The organism is Acidovorax sp. (assembly GCF_021287135.1).
Lineage (GTDB): Bacteria > Pseudomonadota > Gammaproteobacteria > Burkholderiales > Burkholderiaceae_C > Acidovorax.
In genome coordinates, this window is record NZ_JAJTBB010000017.1 from 55,947 (window position 1) to 72,859 (window position 16,913).

The following is a 16,913-nucleotide window of genomic DNA, read 5'->3' on the forward strand; positions in this document are numbered from 1 at the left end:
TCTCAGAAGGTGTCTGTCCGTCAGTCCGCCCCGATCAGCACTTTGACATGGGCGGCGGCGCTGCGCGCCAAGGGGTTCATCACATAGCCGCCTTCCAGGCAGGACACGATGCGGCCCTGCGCATGCCGGCGGGCCAGGTCCAGCAGGCGCTGCGTGACCCATTCATAGTCAGCGTCCACCAGGCCCAGGTTGCCCATGTCGTCCTCGCGGTGGGCATCGAACCCGGCGGAAATGTAGACCAGCTGCGGCCGGAAGGCTTCGAGCGCGGGCATCCAGGCGGCGTCCACCAGCGAGCGGAACTCGGCGCTGCCGGTGCGGCTGTCCATGCCCACGTGCACCATATTGCTGCCGCCGGGCTGTTCGTCCTTGCCCAGAGGGTACAGGCCTTTTTCAAAGATGGAGCACATCAGCACCCGCTCGTCGCCGGCCAGGATGTCGGCGCTGCCATTGCCGTGGTGCACGTCGAAGTCGATCAGCGCCACCCGTTCCAGGCCGTGCACGTCCAGCGCGTGGCGGATGCCCACGGCCACGTTGTTGAAAAAGCAAAAGCCCATGCAAGCGCCGCGTTCGGCATGGTGGCCTGGCGGGCGGATGTTGCAGAACGCCGTGGCCACCTCGCCGCGCAGGACCAGGTCAGTGGCCAGCACGGCTGCCCCGGCCGAGCGCAGCGCGGCGGGCACGGTGTACGGGTTCATCAAGGTGTCCGGGTCCAGGCGCTCGTAGCCCTCGGTGGGCGCGCGGTCCAGCAGTTCGTTCACGTACAGCACCGAGTGCGCGCGCGTCAGCTGCTCCACGCTGGCCAGCGGAGCGTCGTACGGCACCATGAAGTCGCTGTATCCCTTGCTGAGCAGCATGTCGGCGATGGCGTGAAGGCGTTCGGGGCACTCTGGGTGGCCGGGGCCCATGTCGTGCTTGAGGCAGTCCGGGTGGGATATGTAGGCAGACAGCATGGCGGTGGTCCGGGGTGAGGGGCCGCCAGGGGCCTGCAATGGACTCCACTGTAGGCGGGGGCGGCGCGAGGGTCTTGATATGGGTCAACAGGGACCCGGGCAAAAAAAAGCCGGGCGCAAGGCCCGGCGGGTTGGCGGTGCGTGCCCGCAGGGAGCACGCGGTGCGGGCGGCGGGGCTCAGTGCCCCGACGCGCCGGCAGCGCCCAGGCCGGTTTCCGAGCGCACCTGCTGCGCGGGGAAGGCTTCACGCTCCTTGGCTGCCTGGGCGCTCTTGTCGAGCACCGAGAACAGCCACACGCCGATGAAGCCGATGGCCATGGAGAACAGCGCGGGCGAGGAGTAGGGGAACCAGGCCGAGCCCTTGGGGTTGCCCAGCGTGGCTTCCCACACCGAAGGCGACACCACGGTGAGGCCGACCGACGAGATCAGGCCCAGGAAGCCGCCGATCACGGCGCCCTTGGTGGTGCAGTCCTTCCACAGCACGGACAGGAACAGCACCGGGAAGTTGGCCGAGGCTGCAATCGCGAAGGCCAGCGACACCATGAACGCGATGTTCTGCTTCTCGAAGGCAATGCCCAGCAGCACGGCGATCACGCCCAGGGCGATGGTGGTCATGCGCGAGACCTTCAGCTCGGAGGCGCTGTCGGCCTTGCCCTTTTTGAGCACGGTGGCGTACAGGTCGTGCGACACGGCCGAGGCGCCCGACAGCGTCAGGCCCGCGACCACGGCCAGGATGGTGGCAAACGCCACGGCCGAGATGAAGCCGTAGAACACGTCGCCGCCCACCGTCTTGGCCACCAGCACGGCGGCCATGTTGGCCGTGCCCGCGCCGCCCTTGATCACGCCCTTGGCCACGTCGGCCATCTCGGGGTTGGTCAGCACCAGCGTGGTGGCGCCAAAGCCGATGATGAAGATCAGCACGTAGAAGTAGCCGATCCAGGTGGTGGCCCACAGCACGGACTTGCGGGCTTCCTTGGCATCGGGCACCGTGAAGAAGCGCATGAGGATGTGGGGCAGGCCGGCCGTGCCGAACATCAGCGCCATGCCGAAGGAGATGGCGGAGATCGGGTCCTTGATGAAGCCGCCCGGGCCCATCAGCGATAGGCCCTCCTTGGCGGCGGCGGCCGGGTCCTTGCCCGCGTTGCTGGCGATGGCGGTCTTGACCTTCACGCCTTCGGCAAACAGGGCCTCGGGGCTGAAGCCGAACTTGGCCAGCACCATGAAGGCCATGAAGCTCACGCCGGCCAGCAGCATGATGGCCTTGATGATCTGCACCCAGGTGGTGGCCGTCATGCCGCCGAACAGCACGTACACCATCATGAGCACGCCCACGATGACCACGGCCATCCAGTACTCCAGGCCGAACAGCAGCTTGATCAGCTGGCCCGCGCCCACCATCTGGGCGATCAGGTAGAAGGCCACCACCACCAGCGTGCCGCTGGCCGCAAAGGCGCGGATGGGGCCTTGCTTGAAACGGTAGCCGGCCACGTCGGCAAAGGTGAACTTGCCCAGGTTGCGCAGGCGCTCGGCCATCAGGAAGGTGATGATGGGCCAGCCCACGAGGAAGCCGATGGAGTAGATCAGCCCGTCATAGCCCGTGGCCATCACCGCGGCCGAGATGCCCAGGAACGAGGCCGCCGACATGTAGTCGCCCGCGATCGCCAGGCCGTTCTGGAAGCCCGTGATGCCGCCGCCGGCGGTGTAGAAGTCCGCAGCCGAACGTGTCTTGGCGGCGGCCCATTTGGTGATCCACAAGGTGCCCGCCACGAAGATGGCGAACATGGTGATGGCGGTCCAGTTGGTGGCCTGCTTGGCGGCCTGGCCGACGTCGCCGCCAGCGGCGTAGGCCGAGGCGGCCGCGCAGCAGAGGGCTGCCGCGAGGCCCCAGCGGGCGCGGCTTGCAAGGTGTTGGAAGTTCATTTCTGGGCGTCCCGCAGGATGTCTTGGGTGAGTGCGTCGTAGCGGCTGTTGGCGCGGCGCACGTAGATGCCGGTGATCACGATGGTGAACAGGATCACGAACAGGCCCAGGGGGATGCCCAGGGTGGTGACCCCGCCGCCGATGGGCTGGGCCAGGAACGGCTTGTTGAACGCGATGAGCGCGATGTAGCCGTAGTAGACGAACAGCATCAGCGCGGTGAGCGTCCAGCCGAAGCGGTTGCGTTCCTGCCGGAGTTCGAGGTAGCGCGGATGGCTCTGGATGCGTGTTGCCACGGGATCCGTCATGGTGGTCTCCTTGTGTGATCGGAATGCGTCTGCGCGAGCCCGGCCGGGGTAGTGCACTGAGAACCTGTTCACAGGCTCTGACGGGGCCGATTCTGGAAATGCGCGCTGACCGCCTTCTTACGGCAGTGCAACATGAACCGGTCAGGGTTTGTCCTGTGCTGGATTTCCCTAGGGAATTCGCTCGGTGTTAACCCTGGGAAAACGACGGCTGCCGCGCCGCGGGCGGCGCCTGTGGCGGGATTTTTCCGCATCAAGAAAAAACGCCCCCGGGTTTGTCCTGAGCAAAAAAAAGCGGCGGTGCGCGGGCCGCAATAGCTGAGTTTTCGTGTCAGTTTTTGGTCAGAAGCCCGCCGGATATTCCGCCCCAGCACCGCAGTGTGCTCAGCCGGCGGATTCCTCTGCCGGGAATGATCAACAACACTGGAGACAAGCACCATGGCCAACCATCCCGCACCGCGGCCCATGACGCCCGAAGAGAGGAAAGTCATCTTCGCGTCATCGCTCGGCACCGTTTTCGAGTGGTACGACTTCTACCTCTACGGCTCGCTCGCCGCCATCATCGCCAAGCAGTTCTTCAGCGGGCTGGATGCCGGTTCGGCATTCATCTTCGCGCTGCTCGCGTTTGCCGCAGGCTTCATCGTGCGGCCGTTCGGCGCCATCTTCTTCGGCCGGCTGGGCGACATGATCGGGCGCAAGTACACCTTCCTGGTGACCATCCTGATCATGGGCCTGTCCACGTTCATCGTGGGGATCTTGCCCTCGTACGCCTCCATCGGCGTGGCGGCCCCGGTCATCCTCATTGCCCTGCGGCTGCTGCAGGGCCTGGCGCTGGGCGGCGAGTACGGCGGCGCAGCCACCTACGTGGCCGAGCACGCGCCGCACGGCAAGCGCGGCGCCTACACGGCCTGGATCCAGACCACCGCCACGCTGGGCCTGTTCCTGTCGCTGATGGTGATCCTGGGCACCCGCACGGTGCTGGGCGAAGAGGCGTTTGCCGATTGGGGCTGGCGCGTGCCGTTCATCGTGTCCATCCTGCTGCTGGCCATCTCGGTCTGGATCCGGCTGTCGATGAACGAATCGCCCGCCTTCCAGAAGATGAAGGCCGAGGGCAAGACCTCCAAGGCGCCGCTGACCGAATCGTTCGGCCAGTGGAAGAACCTCAAGATCGTGATCCTGGCGCTCATCGGCCTGACGGCCGGCCAGGCCGTGGTCTGGTATTCGGGCCAGTTCTATGCGCTGTTCTTCCTCACGCAGGCCCTGAAGGTCGATGGCGCCACCGCCAACATCTTCGTGGCCGTCTCGCTGCTGATCGGCACGCCTTTCTTCATCGTGTTTGGCGCGCTGTCGGACAAGATCGGCCGCAAGCCCATCATCCTGGCGGGCTGCTTGCTGGCCGCGCTCACGTACTTCCCCGTGTTCGGCGCGCTGACCAAGGCGGCCAACCCGGCGCTGGCCGAAGCCCAGGCCAAGAACAAGGTGGTGATCACGGCCGATCCGAACGAATGCTCGTTCCAGTTCAACCCCACCGGCACCAGCAAGTTCACCAGCTCGTGCGACATTGCCAAGCAGGTGCTGGCCGGCGCTTCGGTGAGCTATGAAAACGTTGCAGCCCCTGCGGGCACGGTGGCCACCATCAAGATTGGCGAAACGGCGATCCCCTCGTACTCCAGCAAGGGCCTGAGCGCCGAGGAAGCCAAGAAGAAGGATGCCGAGTTCAAGAAGCTCGTGGCCAACGACCTGAAGGCCGCCGGCTACCCCACCAAGGCCGATCCGGCCCGCATCGACAAGGTCATGGTCACCGTGATCCTGACCTACCTGGTGCTGCTGGTGACCATGGTGTACGGCCCCATCGCCGCCATGCTGGTGGAAATGTTCCCCACTCGCATCCGCTACACCTCCATGTCCCTGCCGTACCACATCGGCAACGGCTGGTTCGGCGGCCTGCTGCCCACCACGGCGTTTGCCATCGTGGCGCAGACCGGCAACATGTACAACGGCCTGTGGTACCCCATCATCATTGCCGGCGCCACGGTGGTGATTGGCGGCCTGTTCATCCGCGAGACCAAGGACGTGGACATCTACGCCAACGACTGATCCACCCCACCGGTGCGCAGGGCCCGTCCGCAGGGCGGGCCCTGGGTTCCATCAAGGGGCTTGGCGGGCCGGGCGGCAGGGGCCGCAGCGGTGGTGCCAGGCCCTTTGATCGAACAAACCCATCCAAGGAGATTGAGACCATGTGGAAGATTGTTGTTGGCTTCATCGCGTTTGCCGCGCTGGCGATGTTTGTGATCATCAAGGCAGGCGACAAGGCCGACATGGGCGGTGAAAAGCATGGCGCCGATGCGGTGCATGCCCCCGAGCCCGCCGCGAGCGGGCCGGCGGAGGCCGCGTCCGCGCCCGCCTCGGCGGCCAGCGCGCCGTGACGGACTGATGTGTGGCGCGGCGCTCCGGCGGTCCGCGGGCCAAAAAAGAAAGCCCAGGGCATCACCCTGGGCTTTCTTGTTGGGGAGGGCCCTTCAGGCCCTCCCGTGATGCGGGCGCGGGCTCAGCGCCGGAACCGCCCGTCCGTGCCGATGATGGACAGGTCGGCAAAGTCGAGGCCGGTGTGGTCCTCGGGGCTGTAGGAGACTTCCAGGCCCCCGATGTCGAACTTGCGGATGCTCTCCAGCGCCGCGTGGATCTTGGCGCGGTCCGGCTTGGGGCCGGCGCGGCGCAAGCCTTCCACCAGCACCTTGGCTGCGGCAAAGCCCTCCAGCATGGCCGGGCTCACCTCGCCGGCGCCCTTGGCCTTGGCCAGCTCCTGGGCCTCCTTCACCATGGGGTAGTTGGCGCCCCGCTCATTGGGGAACACCTGCGTCACGATCACGCCGCGCGCATTCGCCCCCAGGCTCTTGATGAAGCCGCTGGACGCATTGTTCGACAGCGTCACGATCTGGGCCGCAGAGCCCGCGGTGCGCAGCGCATTCACGCCTTCCACCACCGAGGTGCCCGAGGCGATCATCAGCACGGCCTGGGCATCCGCCTTGGCGGCCTTGGCGGCCAGGGGCGCGAAATCGGGCTTGGCGCGGTCGAATTTCTCCAGCACCACGGGCTGCAGCTTGGCGGCGGCCAGGCCCTTTTGCGCCCCCAGCACGCCATCTGCGCCAAAGCTGTCGTCCGAATAGAAAACGGCCACGCGGCTGATGCCCATGGAGGCCAGGTGGGTCATGGCCTTTTCGGCTTCGCGCTGGTAGGTGGCGCGGACGTTGAAGATGTTCTTGCGCACCGGCTGGTGCAGCACCATGGCCCCGGTGGAGGGGGCCACCAGCGCCACGCCATGCTTGTCCAGCAGCGGGATGATGCCCTCGGTGTGGGGCGTGCCCCGGGTGAGGAACATGGCCAGCACGTTCTTCTCCTCAATGAGCTGGCGGGCGTTCTCGGCGGCGGTCTTGGGGTCGAACTTGTCGTCCAGGGAAATCACCTCGATCTTCTGGCCGTTGACGCCGCCTTTGGCATTGACCATGTCAATGTAGAGCTTGGCGCCGTCCGAGGTTTCCTGCACCCCGGAGGCCACCTGGCCCGAGAACCCGGCCGTCTGCCCGATGAGCAGCTGGGCCTGGGCCGAACCCATCCCCCAAGCCAGGATGATGCCCGCGCACAGGGCGGACCATGCCTTTTTCTTCTTCATGCGAAATCTCCTCGTGGTGGTTTCCCCCAGTCTAGCGACTGGAAAGCCCGCGACGCTATCACGCGGCTTGCGCTGCATCAATCCGGTCGTGTCCGCTACCGGACGGGGTGCCGCAGCACGCTGTGGGGTCAAACTCCTGCTGACAGCGGCTGTCAGCAGGGCGTTCCTAGAATGTTCGGCCTCACCCCTCCAACGCTCCGCAAAGCCCCCCCATGACCCAGGGAACCATCCGCATCCGTGGTGCACGCCAGCACAATCTTCGCAACCTCGACCTGGACATCCGCACCGGCGAGCTGACCGTGGTCACCGGCCCCAGCGGCTCGGGCAAGTCCAGCCTGGTGTTCGACACCCTGTACGCCGAGGGCCAGCGGCGCTACGTGGAGACGTTCAGTGCCTACGCGCGCCAGTTCCTCGACCGCATGGACAAGCCGGCCGTGGACAAGGTGGAGGGCGTGCCCCCGGCCATCGCCATTGACCAGACCAACCCCGTGCGCTCCAGCCGCTCCACCGTGGGCACGATGACGGAGCTGAACGACCACCTGAAGCTGCTGTTCGCGCGCGCGGGCCAGCTGTTCGACCAGCAGACGGCCCAGCCCGTGCGCCACGACTCGCCGGAGACCATTTATGCCGAGCTGCAGCGGCGCAGCGCCGAGGCCGGCGACCCACGCGTGGTGCTGACCTTTCCGGTGGAGCTGCCTGGCGGAACATCGGCGGAACAGGTCGAGCAATGGCTGTCCGCCAGCGGCTTCACCAAGGTGCAGGCCGAGCGCGAGGTGGCCACACCGACCGGACCGCGCAAGGTGCTGGATGTGGTGGCGGACCGCTTCCGGCTGGGCAACGCCGAGAAGGCACGCGTGATCGAGGCGATCGAGGTGGCGCTCAAGCGCGGCACCGGGCGCTTGAACGTGTACCGCCTGGTGGAAGACGGCGAACCCGTGCTGTGGCGCTTTTCGACCGGCCTGCACTGCCCCGACAGCGACCAGCGCTACAGCGACCCCATCCCCTCCATGTTCTCGTTCAACTCCGCCGTGGGCGCGTGCGAGAGCTGCCGGGGCTTTGGCCGCGTGATCGGCGTGGACTACGGCCTGGTCATCCCCAACGACAAGCTCACCCTGCGGGCGGGCGCGATCAAGACCATCCAGACCCCCGCCTGGAAGGAGGCGCAGGACGACCTCATGCGGCACGCCGAGGCGGCCGGCATTCCGCGCGACACGCCCTGGTACAAGCTCACGGACGATCAGAAGAAGTGGGTGATCGACGGCACGCCCGGCTACAAGGACGGCAACTGGAACAGGCAGTGGTACGGCATCCGCCGGTTCTTTGAATACCTGGAGAGCAAGGCCTACAAGATGCACATCCGCGTGCTGCTGTCCAAGTACCGCAGCTACACGCCGTGCCCTGCCTGCGCGGGCGCGCGCCTCAAGACCGAAAGCCTGCTGTGGCGCATCGGCCGCAAGGAGGACGCCGATGCCGTGCTGGAGCCCGGCCGGCGCTTCCTGCCCCAGGGCGTGCAGTGGAGCCGCGCGCAGCTGGAGGCCCTGCCGGGCCTGTGCCTGCACGACCTGATGCTGCTGCCCATCGACCGGCTGCGCCGCTTCTTCGACCGCATGGAGCTTCCCTCGGGCGACGCAGCGGCGGGCGGCGATGCGCAGGCCCTGAAGCTGCTGCACGAGGAGATTTCCTCGCGCCTAAAGTACCTGTGCGACGTGGGCATCGGCTACCTCACGCTGGACCGGCAAAGCCGCACCCTGAGCGGCGGCGAGGTGCAGCGCATCAACCTCACCACCGCCCTGGGCACCAGCCTGGTCAACACGCTGTTCGTGCTGGACGAGCCCAGCATCGGCCTGCACCCGCGCGACATGCACCGCATCACCGAGGCCATGCTGCGCCTGCGCGATGCGGGCAACACCCTGGTGGTGGTGGAGCACGACCCGGCCGTGATGCTGGCGGCCGACCGCATGATCGACATGGGCCCCGGCCCCGGCCGCCAGGGCGGGCAGATCGTGTTTGACGGCACCACGGGCGACCTGCGGCGTGCCGACACCCTGACCGGCGCTTACCTGGGCGGGCGCAAGCACGTGGGCTTCGGCTTCAAGCGCATGGTCACCGAATCCACGCCGCGGCTGATCCTCGAAGGCGCGCGCGAGCACAACCTGAAGGACGTGACGGTGGAGTTCCCGCTGCAGCGCCTGGTCACGGTGACGGGTGTCAGCGGCTCGGGCAAGTCCAGCCTGATCCAGGACGTGCTGGCCCCGGCGCTGCTGCGCCACTTCGGCAAGGCCACGGATGCGCCGGGCGCGCACGACCGGCTGCTGGGCGCGGACCATTTGTCGGACGTGGTGTTCGTGGACCAATCGCCCATTGGCAAGACCGCGCGCTCCAACCCCGTGAGCTACGTGGGCGCGTGGGACAGCATCCGCGAGCTGTTTGCCGTCGCCCCGCTGTCCAGACAGCGCAGCTACACCGCCGCCAAGTTCAGCTTCAACAGCGGCGACGGCCGCTGCCCCACCTGCGGCGGCTCGGGCTTCGAGCATGTGGAGATGCAGTTCCTGTCGGACGTGTACCTGCGTTGCCCGGACTGCGACGGCAAGCGCTACCGGCCCGAAATCCTGGAGATCACCATCGAGCGCGGCGGGCGGGCGCTCAACGTGGCCGACGTGCTGGCACTCACCGTGGCCGAAGCCGCCGCCGTGTTTGCCAACGACCGCGACGTGATCCGTGCGCTGCAGCCCATCGTGGACGTGGGGCTGGAATACGTGGCGCTGGGGCAGCCCGTGCCCACGCTCAGCGGTGGCGAAGCGCAGCGCCTGAAGCTGGCAGGCTTCCTGGCAGAGGCGGCGAAGACGGCGTCCAAGTCGCGCCAGGCCGTGGCGCGCAAGGGCACGCTGTTCCTGTTCGACGAGCCCACCACGGGCCTGCACTTTGACGACATCGCCAAGCTCATGCGCGCGCTGCGCAAGCTCATCGACGCCGGGCATTCGCTCATCGTCATCGAGCACAACCTGGACGTGATCCGCGCGAGCGACTGGCTCATCGACCTGGGGCCCGAGGGCGGCGACGGCGGTGGCCTGGTCGTGGCCGAAGGCACGCCCGAGGACGTGCGCCAGCACGCCACATCGCACACCGGCCAGGCCCTGCGCGACTACGAGCTGGCGCTGGGCGCGGGCGGCCATTCGGTGCACGAAAAGGCTGCAATGCTACGAAAACAGGAGCTGCTTGCGCAGGAAGGACGGGCGCTGGAGGCCAAAAACGCCATTGAAATCGTCAACGCCAAGGAGCACAACCTCAAGAACCTGAGCGTGGACATTCCCCGCGGCAAGTTCAACGTGGTCACCGGCGTGAGCGGCTCGGGCAAGTCCACGCTGGCGTTCGACATCTTGTTCAACGAAGGCCAGCGCCGCTACCTGGAATCGCTCAACGCCTACGCCCGCTCCATCGTGCAGCCGGCCGGCCGGCCCGAGGTGGACGCGGTGTACGGCATCCCGCCCACCGTGGCCATCGAGCAGCGCCTGTCGCGCGGCGGCCGCAAGTCCACCGTGGGCACCACCACCGAGGTGTGGCACTTTTTGCGCCTCTTGTACGTCAAGCTCGGCACCCAGCACTGCGTCAAGGACGGCGCGGCCGTGCAGCCGCAGACGCCCGAAAGCATTGCCGCGCAATTGCTCACGCAGTTCCGCGGCCAGCACATCGGCCTGCTCGCGCCGCTGGTGATGAACCGCAAGGGCGTGTACACCGAGCTGGCCGACTGGGCCCGCCCGCGCGGCTACACGCACCTGCGCGTGGACGGCAACTTCCTGCCCACCACGGGCTTTCCGCGCATCGACCGCTTCAAGGAGCACACCATCGAGCTGCCCGTGGCCAGCCTGGATGTGTCGCCCGAGAACGAAGCGCAGCTGCGCACTGCGCTGGCCGAGGCGCTCACGCACGGCAAGGGCGTGGTGCATGTCCTCTCAAGCATCGACACGCTGGCCGCCGCCATGGAAAGCGGTGCGCCCACCGCCGGCATCGGCCATCTGCAGGCGTACTCGACCAAGCGCGCCTGCCCGGTGTGCGCCACCAGCTATGCCGAGCTGGACCCGCGCCTGTTCAGCTACAACAGCAAGCATGGCTGGTGCCCCGACTGCGTGGGCACGGGCGTCAAGCTCACCAAAGACCAGCGCAAGGTGTTTGACGACTCGGTGCAGGACGACAAGGAAAAAGGCCGCGAGCAGACCTTTGCCGAGCCCGAGGTGGAAGACCTGGCCGACACGGCCTGCCCCACGTGCAGCGGCACGCGGCTGAACGCCACAGCCCGCGCCGTCAAGTTTGCGGGCGTGGGCATCACCGACATTGCCGCGCTGTCCGTCCTGGACGTGCGCCGCTGGGTGGAGACGCTGCGCGGAGCGGATGGCATGCCCCAGCGCATGACTCAACGTGAAAGCGACATTGCCCGCGACCTGGTGCCCGAGATCCAGAGCCGCCTCGAATTTCTGGAAGAAGTGGGCCTGGGCTACCTCACGCTCGACCGGGGCGCGCCCACGCTCAGCGGTGGCGAGGCGCAGCGCATCCGCCTGGCCGCGCAGCTGGGCAGCAACCTGCAGGGCGTGTGCTATGTGCTCGACGAGCCCACCATCGGCCTGCATGCGCGCGACAACCAGATTTTGCTCAACGCCCTGCACAAGCTGGGCGACAAGGGCAACACGCTGGTGGTGGTGGAGCACGACGAAGACACCATCCGCCGCGCCGACCACATCATCGACATTGGCCCGAGCGCTGGCAAACGCGGTGGGCGGCTGGTGGCGCAGGGCTCGGTGAGTGACCTCACGGCCGCGGAAGATTCGCAAACCGGCCGCTACCTGCTGCACGCGATGAAGCACCCGCTGCAACTGCGCCGCAGCATGGTCGCAACCGAAGTCAGCGCCGAGGCTACGGCTGCCTTCGCCCAGGCCGAGGCCGCAGCGCCCACCGGCCGCCAAAGCGCGGCCGTGAAGAAGCGCGCCGCCCAGGCCGCCGCGCTGGCGGCCGACGCACTCGCCGAGGCCAAGGAGCGCGCCGCCATGCGCTGGCTCACGGTGCACGGCGCGCAACTGCACAACCTGCAGAACGTGACGGCCACGGTGCCGCTGCACCGCCTGGTGGCGGTGACGGGCGTGAGTGGATCGGGCAAGTCCACCCTGGCGCGCGATGTGCTGCTGGCCAACGTGCAGGCCTGGGTGCAGCAGCGCTCCACCAAGGCGGGGCGCGATGCGATGGACGCGGGCAAGGCGCCTCCGCTGGTCGGCTGCACGGGCCTGTCGGGCTTCGAGAGCATCGACCGCGTGCTCGAAGTGGACCAGACGCCCATCGGCAAGACGCCGCGCAGTTGCCCCGCCACCTACATCGGCTTCTGGGACACCATCCGCAAGCTGTTTGCCGAGACGCTGGAGGCCCGGGCGCGCGGCTACGCGGCCGGGCGCTTCAGTTTCAACACCGGCGAGGGCCGCTGCCCCAGCTGCGAAGGCGCGGGCGTGCGCACCATCGAGATGAGCTTTTTGCCCGACGTGAAGGTGCCCTGCGAGACCTGCCACGGCGCGCGCTTCAACCCCGAAACGCTGGCGGTGACCTGGCGCGGCAAGAGCATCGGCGACGTGCTGCAGATGGAGGTGGACGAGGCGGTGGACTTCTTCGCCAGCATGCCCAGCATTGCGCACCCGCTGCAGCTGCTCAAGGACGTGGGCCTGGGCTACCTCACGCTGGGCCAGCCGTCGCCCACGCTCAGCGGCGGCGAGGCGCAGCGCATCAAGCTGGTGACCGAGCTGACCAAGGTGCGCGACGAGGTGGGCCGCCGCGGCCAGAAGGCCCCGCACACGCTGTACGTGCTGGACGAGCCCACCGTGGGCCTGCACATGGCCGACGTGGACAAGCTCATCCGCGTGCTGCACCGGCTGGTGGACGGCGGCCACAGCGTGATCGTGATCGAGCACGACCTGGACGTGATTGCCGAGGCCGACTGGATCATCGACCTGGGGCCGGAGGGCGGCAGCGGCGGGGGCCGCATCGTGGCCGCGGCCACGCCCGAGCAGGTGGTGGCGGCAGGCACGCACACGGGCCGGGCGCTCGCGCCGGTGCTGTCGCGCTGAGCGGCTGGAAGCGTTTGCGCGCCCCGCCCGCGGCGCACAGCGCTGTCCGCCCCTGTCCTACGCGCAGCGCGGAACATGGCGCACGCGGGCGCCCCAAACGGATTCCTACGATGGGCCACCGATTACCACTTAACGGACGCCCATCACCATGAAAACCCTTTTCAAGACCTGCGCCGCGCTGGCCGCCACTTCCGTATTGCTGGTCGCCTGCGGCGGCGGCAACGATGACGACCCCTCGCCGAGCAACGAGCCCGGCGTGCTGACCGTGACCGGCGCCAGCCTGGAAGGGCTCAACGGCGTGTATGGCAACGGCGCGCTGAACCTGACCGACGTGGACAAGAAGAACCCCATCGGCTCCACGCCCGAGCTGTGCACCTTCAAGTTCGATGGTGCCAACAAGGTCGGCTCGCCCGCCACCGCGTTTGGCGACATCCGCTACCGGCCCGACGCCACCAACCTGCACCAGGTGTTCCTGACGTTTGACGGCAAGGAGTATGCGAGCGGCGAGCCCGCCGACACCGCCGTGGTGCGCGAGAGCGACCAGGTGCGCTTTACCAACAAGACCCTCACCGCCACCGACGGCTCCAACAACACCTTGCGCGTGAGCGGCATCGTCCCCATGCGCCCGAACCGGCCGCTGGGCTGCTGACGCGCGCCCCCTCTCTTCATTGCTTGACTCCCTCCTCCGGCCGCAACGGCCGGTTCTGCCCTCCACCGGCCTGGCTGGTGGAGGGCTTTTTTGCGGCATGCGGCGCCCCGCGCCGCGCCGGGCACACAATGCGGGCCATCCGTGCAGCCGCCCGTCCTACCGCTCTGCCATGCCCTTGCCGTCCCCGCCGTCCCCTCCTGGCTCCGAAGCCGGCGTGGCCGTCTTCTGGCGCCCGGCCGGCGCGCCGGCCAAGCCGGCCGAGGGCGCGCCGTGCAACGGCTGCGGGCTGTGCTGCCTGGCGCAGCCCTGTCCCCTGGGCATGCTGCTGTCGCGGCGGCGCACCGGCGCGTGCGTGGCGCTGCGCTGGAGCGAGGCCGACCAGCGCTACTGGTGCGGCGCCGTGTCCGACCCGGCGGACGTGACCGGCTGGACGCACCCCTGGGCTGTGCGGTCCTTGTCCGCCCTGGCCCGGCGCTGGATCGCGTCGGGCGTGGGCTGCGATGCGCGGCTGGAAGTGCATTCCGCGCCGCCGCCCCGCAAGGGTGGGCTCTGATTGCTATAAAAAGAATAGCTGTTTGCGCTTTGCTGTCGGGCGCTAGCGGCCATTTTGCGTATGATCCCCGGGGTGCCGCCCCCACCTGACCGCGAAGCCGCCATGACCCCCAAGCTCGACGACACCGACCGCGAAATCCTCAGCATCCTGCGCGACGACGCGCGCACGCCGGTGGCCACGCTGGCGCACAAGCTGCGCGTGTCGCGCGGCACGGTGCAGAACCGGCTGCGCAAGATGGAAGAGGGCGGCGTCATCGTCGGCTACACCCTGCGCCTGCGGCCCGACGTGGAGCCCCAGCGCATCCGCGCCTGGATGAGCATCGCGGTGGAGGGCAACGCCGCGCCCGAGGTGATCCGCGCCCTGCGCGGCGAACCCACCGTGGGCACGCTGCACACCACCAACGGCCGCTGGGACATCGTGGCCGAGGTGCGCGCCGAAAGCCTGGAGGCCTTCGACGCGGCCCTCACCCGCATCCGCCTCACACCGGGCATCGCCAACACCGAAACCAGCCTGCTGCTGTCCACGTACAAGGCATGACAACGGGGCGGCCGCGCTGCCGCCTTGGCGACAGGGGGTAGGGAGTTTCCTGCATGCCCCGCGCAGGGGGCTGCGGTCCAATGAACGCATCGTTTGTCTTTCGTTTTGAGGAGCCCCGCCATGCAACGTCGCCAGATCCTTCAATGGGGAGCCGCCAGCCTCGCCGCGCCCACGTTCCTGGCGCAGGCCCAGAGCTTTCCCGCCAAGCCCATCAAGCTGGTCATCGCCTTCCCGGCGGGCGGCCCCACCGACATCACCATGCGTGCGCTGGCCGACAACGCCGGCAAGGCGCTGGGCCAGCCCGTGATCGTGGAGAACAAGCCCGGCGCCGGCGGCACGCTGCCCGCGCAGGCGCTGCAAAGCGCCCCGGCCGACGGCTACACCATCGCGCAGATTCCGCTGGGCGTGTTCCGCCTGCCCTACACCACCAAGATCAACTGGGACCCGGTCAAGGACATCAGCTACGTGCTCAACGTCACCGGCTATGCCTTCGGCGTGGTGGTGCCCGCCGACTCGCCGCTCAAGACCTGGACGCACTTCGTGGCCTGGGCCAAGGCCAACCCCGGCAAGCTGAGCTACGGCTCCACCGGCACCATGACCAGCCCGCACCTGACCATGGAGCTGATTGCGCAGCAGTTGGGCATCGAGCTGCTGCACGTGCCCTACAAGGGCAGCGCCGACCTGATGCAGGCCATCCTGGGCGGGCAGCTCATGGCGGCGGCCGACTCCACCGGCTTCGCTCCGCAGGTCGAGGCCGGCAAGCTGCGCGTGCTCAACACCTGGGGCGCCGAGCGCCTGGCCAAGTTCCCCGATGCGCCCACGCTCAAGGAGCTGGGGCTGAACCTGGTGCAGAACTCGCCGTTCGGCATCGGCGCGCCCAAGGGCACGCCCGACGCAGTGGTCAAGCGCCTGCACGACGCCTTCAAGCAGGCCATGGAGCAGGACAGCTACAAGAACGCGCTGGCCCGCTACGACATGGTGCCGATGTACATGAGCACCTCGGCCTACAAGAAGTTTGCGGAAGACACCTTTGCACGCGAGAAGGCGCTGGTGGAAAAGCTCGGGTTGGCACGGCCGTCCTGACCCGCTTTCGGGCGGCGAAGCCGTTCCGTGTGATGATCCGGGGCATTGAACGGAACAACCTCACACGATATGGCATCTCCTTCCGACAGCATCAGCATGGCCCTCTTCTGCGACTTTGAAAACGTCGCCCTGGGCGTGCGCGATGCGCAGTACGAAAAGTTCGACATCAAGCCCGTCCTGGAGCGCCTGCTGCTCAAGGGCTCTATCGTGGTCAAGAAGGCCTATTGCGACTGGGAGCGCTACAAGGGCTTCAAGGCCACGATGCACGAGGCGAACTTCGAGCTGATCGAGATCCCGCACGTGCGCCAGTCGGGCAAGAACTCGGCCGACATCCGCCTGGTGGTGGACGCGCTGGACCTGTGCTACACCAAATCGCACGTCAACACCTTCGTCATCATCAGCGGTGACTCGGACTTCTCGCCGCTGGTCTCCAAGCTGCGCGAGAACGCCAAGCAGGTGATCGGCGTGGGCGTGAAGCAGTCCACGTCCGATCTGCTGATCGCCAACTGCGACGAGTTCATCTTCTACGACGACCTGGTGCGCGAGAACCAGCGCGCCCAGGCGCGCCGGCAGGCCCCGGGCAGCAATCCGGCACCCGCGCAGCGCCGCAGCCCGGAAGAGGAACGCAACCGCAAGGAAAGCCAGGACGCGCGCCGCACCCAGGGCGTGGAACTGGCGGCCGAAACCTTCGAGGCCCTGCTGGCCGAGCGGGGCGATACCGGCAAGATCTGGGCGTCGGTGCTCAAGGAGGCCATCAAGCGCCGCAAGCCCGATTTCAGCGAAGGCCGCTACGGCTTCCGCACCTTTGGCAACCTGCTGGAAGAGGCGCAGGCGCGCGGGCTGCTGGAGTTCGGGCGCGATGAGAAATCGGGTGCGTATGTGTACCGCAGCCACGGCCCGGCGGGCGGGGCTGCGGCGCCTGCGCGCAGCAGCGAGGCCCCGGGCGATCGCGGCGTGCAGGCCGGCGGAGCGACCCGGCACGACTTCCATGCGGTGGCAATCGCCCCCGAGCTGCCCCAGGCGGCCAGCGAAGGTGCCGCCCCCGGCGGACGCCACCGCGGCCGCCGCGGCGAAGGCGCCGACCGCGCGGAGCCGCGCCAGGCCCGTCGCAGCGAGACGCCGCACGAGGACGGGGCCGACGACGCCCCCGC

The 16,913-nt window shown here is 67.9% G+C and carries 12 protein-coding genes; 8 read left to right on the forward strand and 4 right to left on the reverse strand.

Annotation, left to right across the window (positions count from 1 at the left end):
• Positions 1 to 20 precede the first annotated feature (20 nt).
• From LWW96_RS03925 to LWW96_RS03935, 3 genes are all read right to left on the reverse strand, one after another.
• Complete coding sequence (locus LWW96_RS03925) at positions 21 to 950, reverse strand: histone deacetylase family protein (protein ID WP_291484365.1); 930 nt, start codon at positions 948 to 950, stop codon at positions 21 to 23.
• A 177-nt stretch (positions 951 to 1,127) separates the two neighbouring features.
• Positions 1,128 to 2,870: a cation acetate symporter gene (locus LWW96_RS03930; RefSeq protein ID WP_291484366.1), complete on the reverse strand. Its 1,743-nt coding sequence runs from the start codon at positions 2,868 to 2,870 to the stop codon at positions 1,128 to 1,130.
• Complete coding sequence (locus LWW96_RS03935; RefSeq protein WP_291484367.1) at positions 2,867 to 3,175, reverse strand: DUF485 domain-containing protein; 309 nt, start codon at positions 3,173 to 3,175, stop codon at positions 2,867 to 2,869. Before LWW96_RS03935 ends, LWW96_RS03930 begins: the two co-directional genes overlap by 4 nt.
• Positions 3,176 to 3,610: 435 nt before the next feature.
• Between LWW96_RS03935 and LWW96_RS03940 the strand changes: the two genes are divergently transcribed.
• Both LWW96_RS03940 and LWW96_RS03945 read left to right on the forward strand, forming a co-directional pair.
• Positions 3,611 to 5,269, forward strand: coding sequence for an MFS transporter (locus LWW96_RS03940; protein WP_291484368.1), 1,659 nt, complete (start codon positions 3,611 to 3,613; stop codon positions 5,267 to 5,269).
• Between the two features lie 140 nt (positions 5,270 to 5,409).
• Positions 5,410 to 5,598 (forward strand): hypothetical protein, encoded by a 189-nt coding sequence (locus tag LWW96_RS03945; protein WP_291484369.1) that lies wholly within the window; start codon positions 5,410 to 5,412, stop codon positions 5,596 to 5,598.
• A gap of 122 nt (positions 5,599 to 5,720) precedes the next feature.
• Here the strand turns inward: LWW96_RS03945 and LWW96_RS03950 are convergent, their stop codons facing one another.
• Entirely contained in the window at positions 5,721 to 6,785 is a 1,065-nt protein-coding gene (locus LWW96_RS03950; RefSeq protein ID WP_291484377.1) for an ABC transporter substrate-binding protein, read from the reverse strand.
• Between the two features lie 269 nt (positions 6,786 to 7,054).
• Here LWW96_RS03950 and uvrA point away from each other — a divergent pair, with 269 nt between their 5' ends.
• From uvrA to LWW96_RS03980, 6 genes are all read left to right on the forward strand, one after another.
• Positions 7,055 to 12,940, forward strand: a complete 5,886-nt coding sequence (gene uvrA, locus LWW96_RS03955; RefSeq protein WP_291484370.1) for an excinuclease ABC subunit UvrA — start codon at positions 7,055 to 7,057, stop codon at positions 12,938 to 12,940.
• Between the two features lie 148 nt (positions 12,941 to 13,088).
• Complete coding sequence (locus LWW96_RS03960; RefSeq protein ID WP_291484371.1) at positions 13,089 to 13,589, forward strand: hypothetical protein; 501 nt, start codon at positions 13,089 to 13,091, stop codon at positions 13,587 to 13,589.
• A 169-nt stretch (positions 13,590 to 13,758) separates the two neighbouring features.
• Positions 13,759 to 14,142: a hypothetical protein gene (locus LWW96_RS03965; protein ID WP_291484372.1), complete on the forward strand. Its 384-nt coding sequence runs from the start codon at positions 13,759 to 13,761 to the stop codon at positions 14,140 to 14,142.
• A 102-nt stretch (positions 14,143 to 14,244) separates the two neighbouring features.
• The gene (locus LWW96_RS03970) at positions 14,245 to 14,679 is read left to right on the forward strand and encodes an Lrp/AsnC family transcriptional regulator (RefSeq protein WP_291484373.1); all 435 of its coding nucleotides are present in this window, start codon (positions 14,245 to 14,247) and stop codon (positions 14,677 to 14,679) included.
• A 120-nt stretch (positions 14,680 to 14,799) separates the two neighbouring features.
• Positions 14,800 to 15,762 carry a tripartite tricarboxylate transporter substrate binding protein gene (locus LWW96_RS03975; RefSeq protein WP_291484374.1) on the forward strand — a complete coding sequence of 321 codons (963 nt, stop codon included), beginning with the start codon at positions 14,800 to 14,802 and terminating at the stop codon, positions 15,760 to 15,762.
• Positions 15,763 to 15,831: 69 nt separating this feature from the next.
• Positions 15,832 to 16,913: NYN domain-containing protein (locus tag LWW96_RS03980; protein ID WP_291484375.1), on the forward strand; the 1,082-nt coding region annotated here is incomplete at its 3' end.

Excerpts from the sequence above, each read along its gene's own strand:
- LWW96_RS03940 (WP_291484368.1), top strand. The coding sequence starts at position 3,611 with ATGGCCAACCATCCCGCACCGCGGCCCATGACGCCCGAAGAGAGGAAA.
- LWW96_RS03935 (WP_291484367.1), bottom strand. The coding sequence starts at position 3,175 with ATGACGGATCCCGTGGCAACACGCATCCAGAGCCATCCGCGCTACCTC.
- LWW96_RS03960 (WP_291484371.1), top strand. The coding sequence starts at position 13,089 with ATGAAAACCCTTTTCAAGACCTGCGCCGCGCTGGCCGCCACTTCCGTA.
- LWW96_RS03950 (WP_291484377.1), bottom strand. The coding sequence starts at position 6,785 with ATGGGTTCGGCCCAGGCCCAGCTGCTCATCGGGCAGACGGCCGGGTTC.
- uvrA (WP_291484370.1), top strand. The coding sequence starts at position 7,055 with ATGACCCAGGGAACCATCCGCATCCGTGGTGCACGCCAGCACAATCTT.
- LWW96_RS03925 (WP_291484365.1), bottom strand. The coding sequence starts at position 950 with ATGCTGTCTGCCTACATATCCCACCCGGACTGCCTCAAGCACGACATG.
- LWW96_RS03965 (WP_291484372.1), top strand. The coding sequence starts at position 13,759 with ATGCCCTTGCCGTCCCCGCCGTCCCCTCCTGGCTCCGAAGCCGGCGTG.
- LWW96_RS03930 (WP_291484366.1), bottom strand. The coding sequence starts at position 2,870 with ATGAACTTCCAACACCTTGCAAGCCGCGCCCGCTGGGGCCTCGCGGCA.
- LWW96_RS03970 (WP_291484373.1), top strand. The coding sequence starts at position 14,245 with ATGACCCCCAAGCTCGACGACACCGACCGCGAAATCCTCAGCATCCTG.
- LWW96_RS03945 (WP_291484369.1), top strand. The coding sequence starts at position 5,410 with ATGTGGAAGATTGTTGTTGGCTTCATCGCGTTTGCCGCGCTGGCGATG.
- LWW96_RS03975 (WP_291484374.1), top strand. The coding sequence starts at position 14,800 with ATGCAACGTCGCCAGATCCTTCAATGGGGAGCCGCCAGCCTCGCCGCG.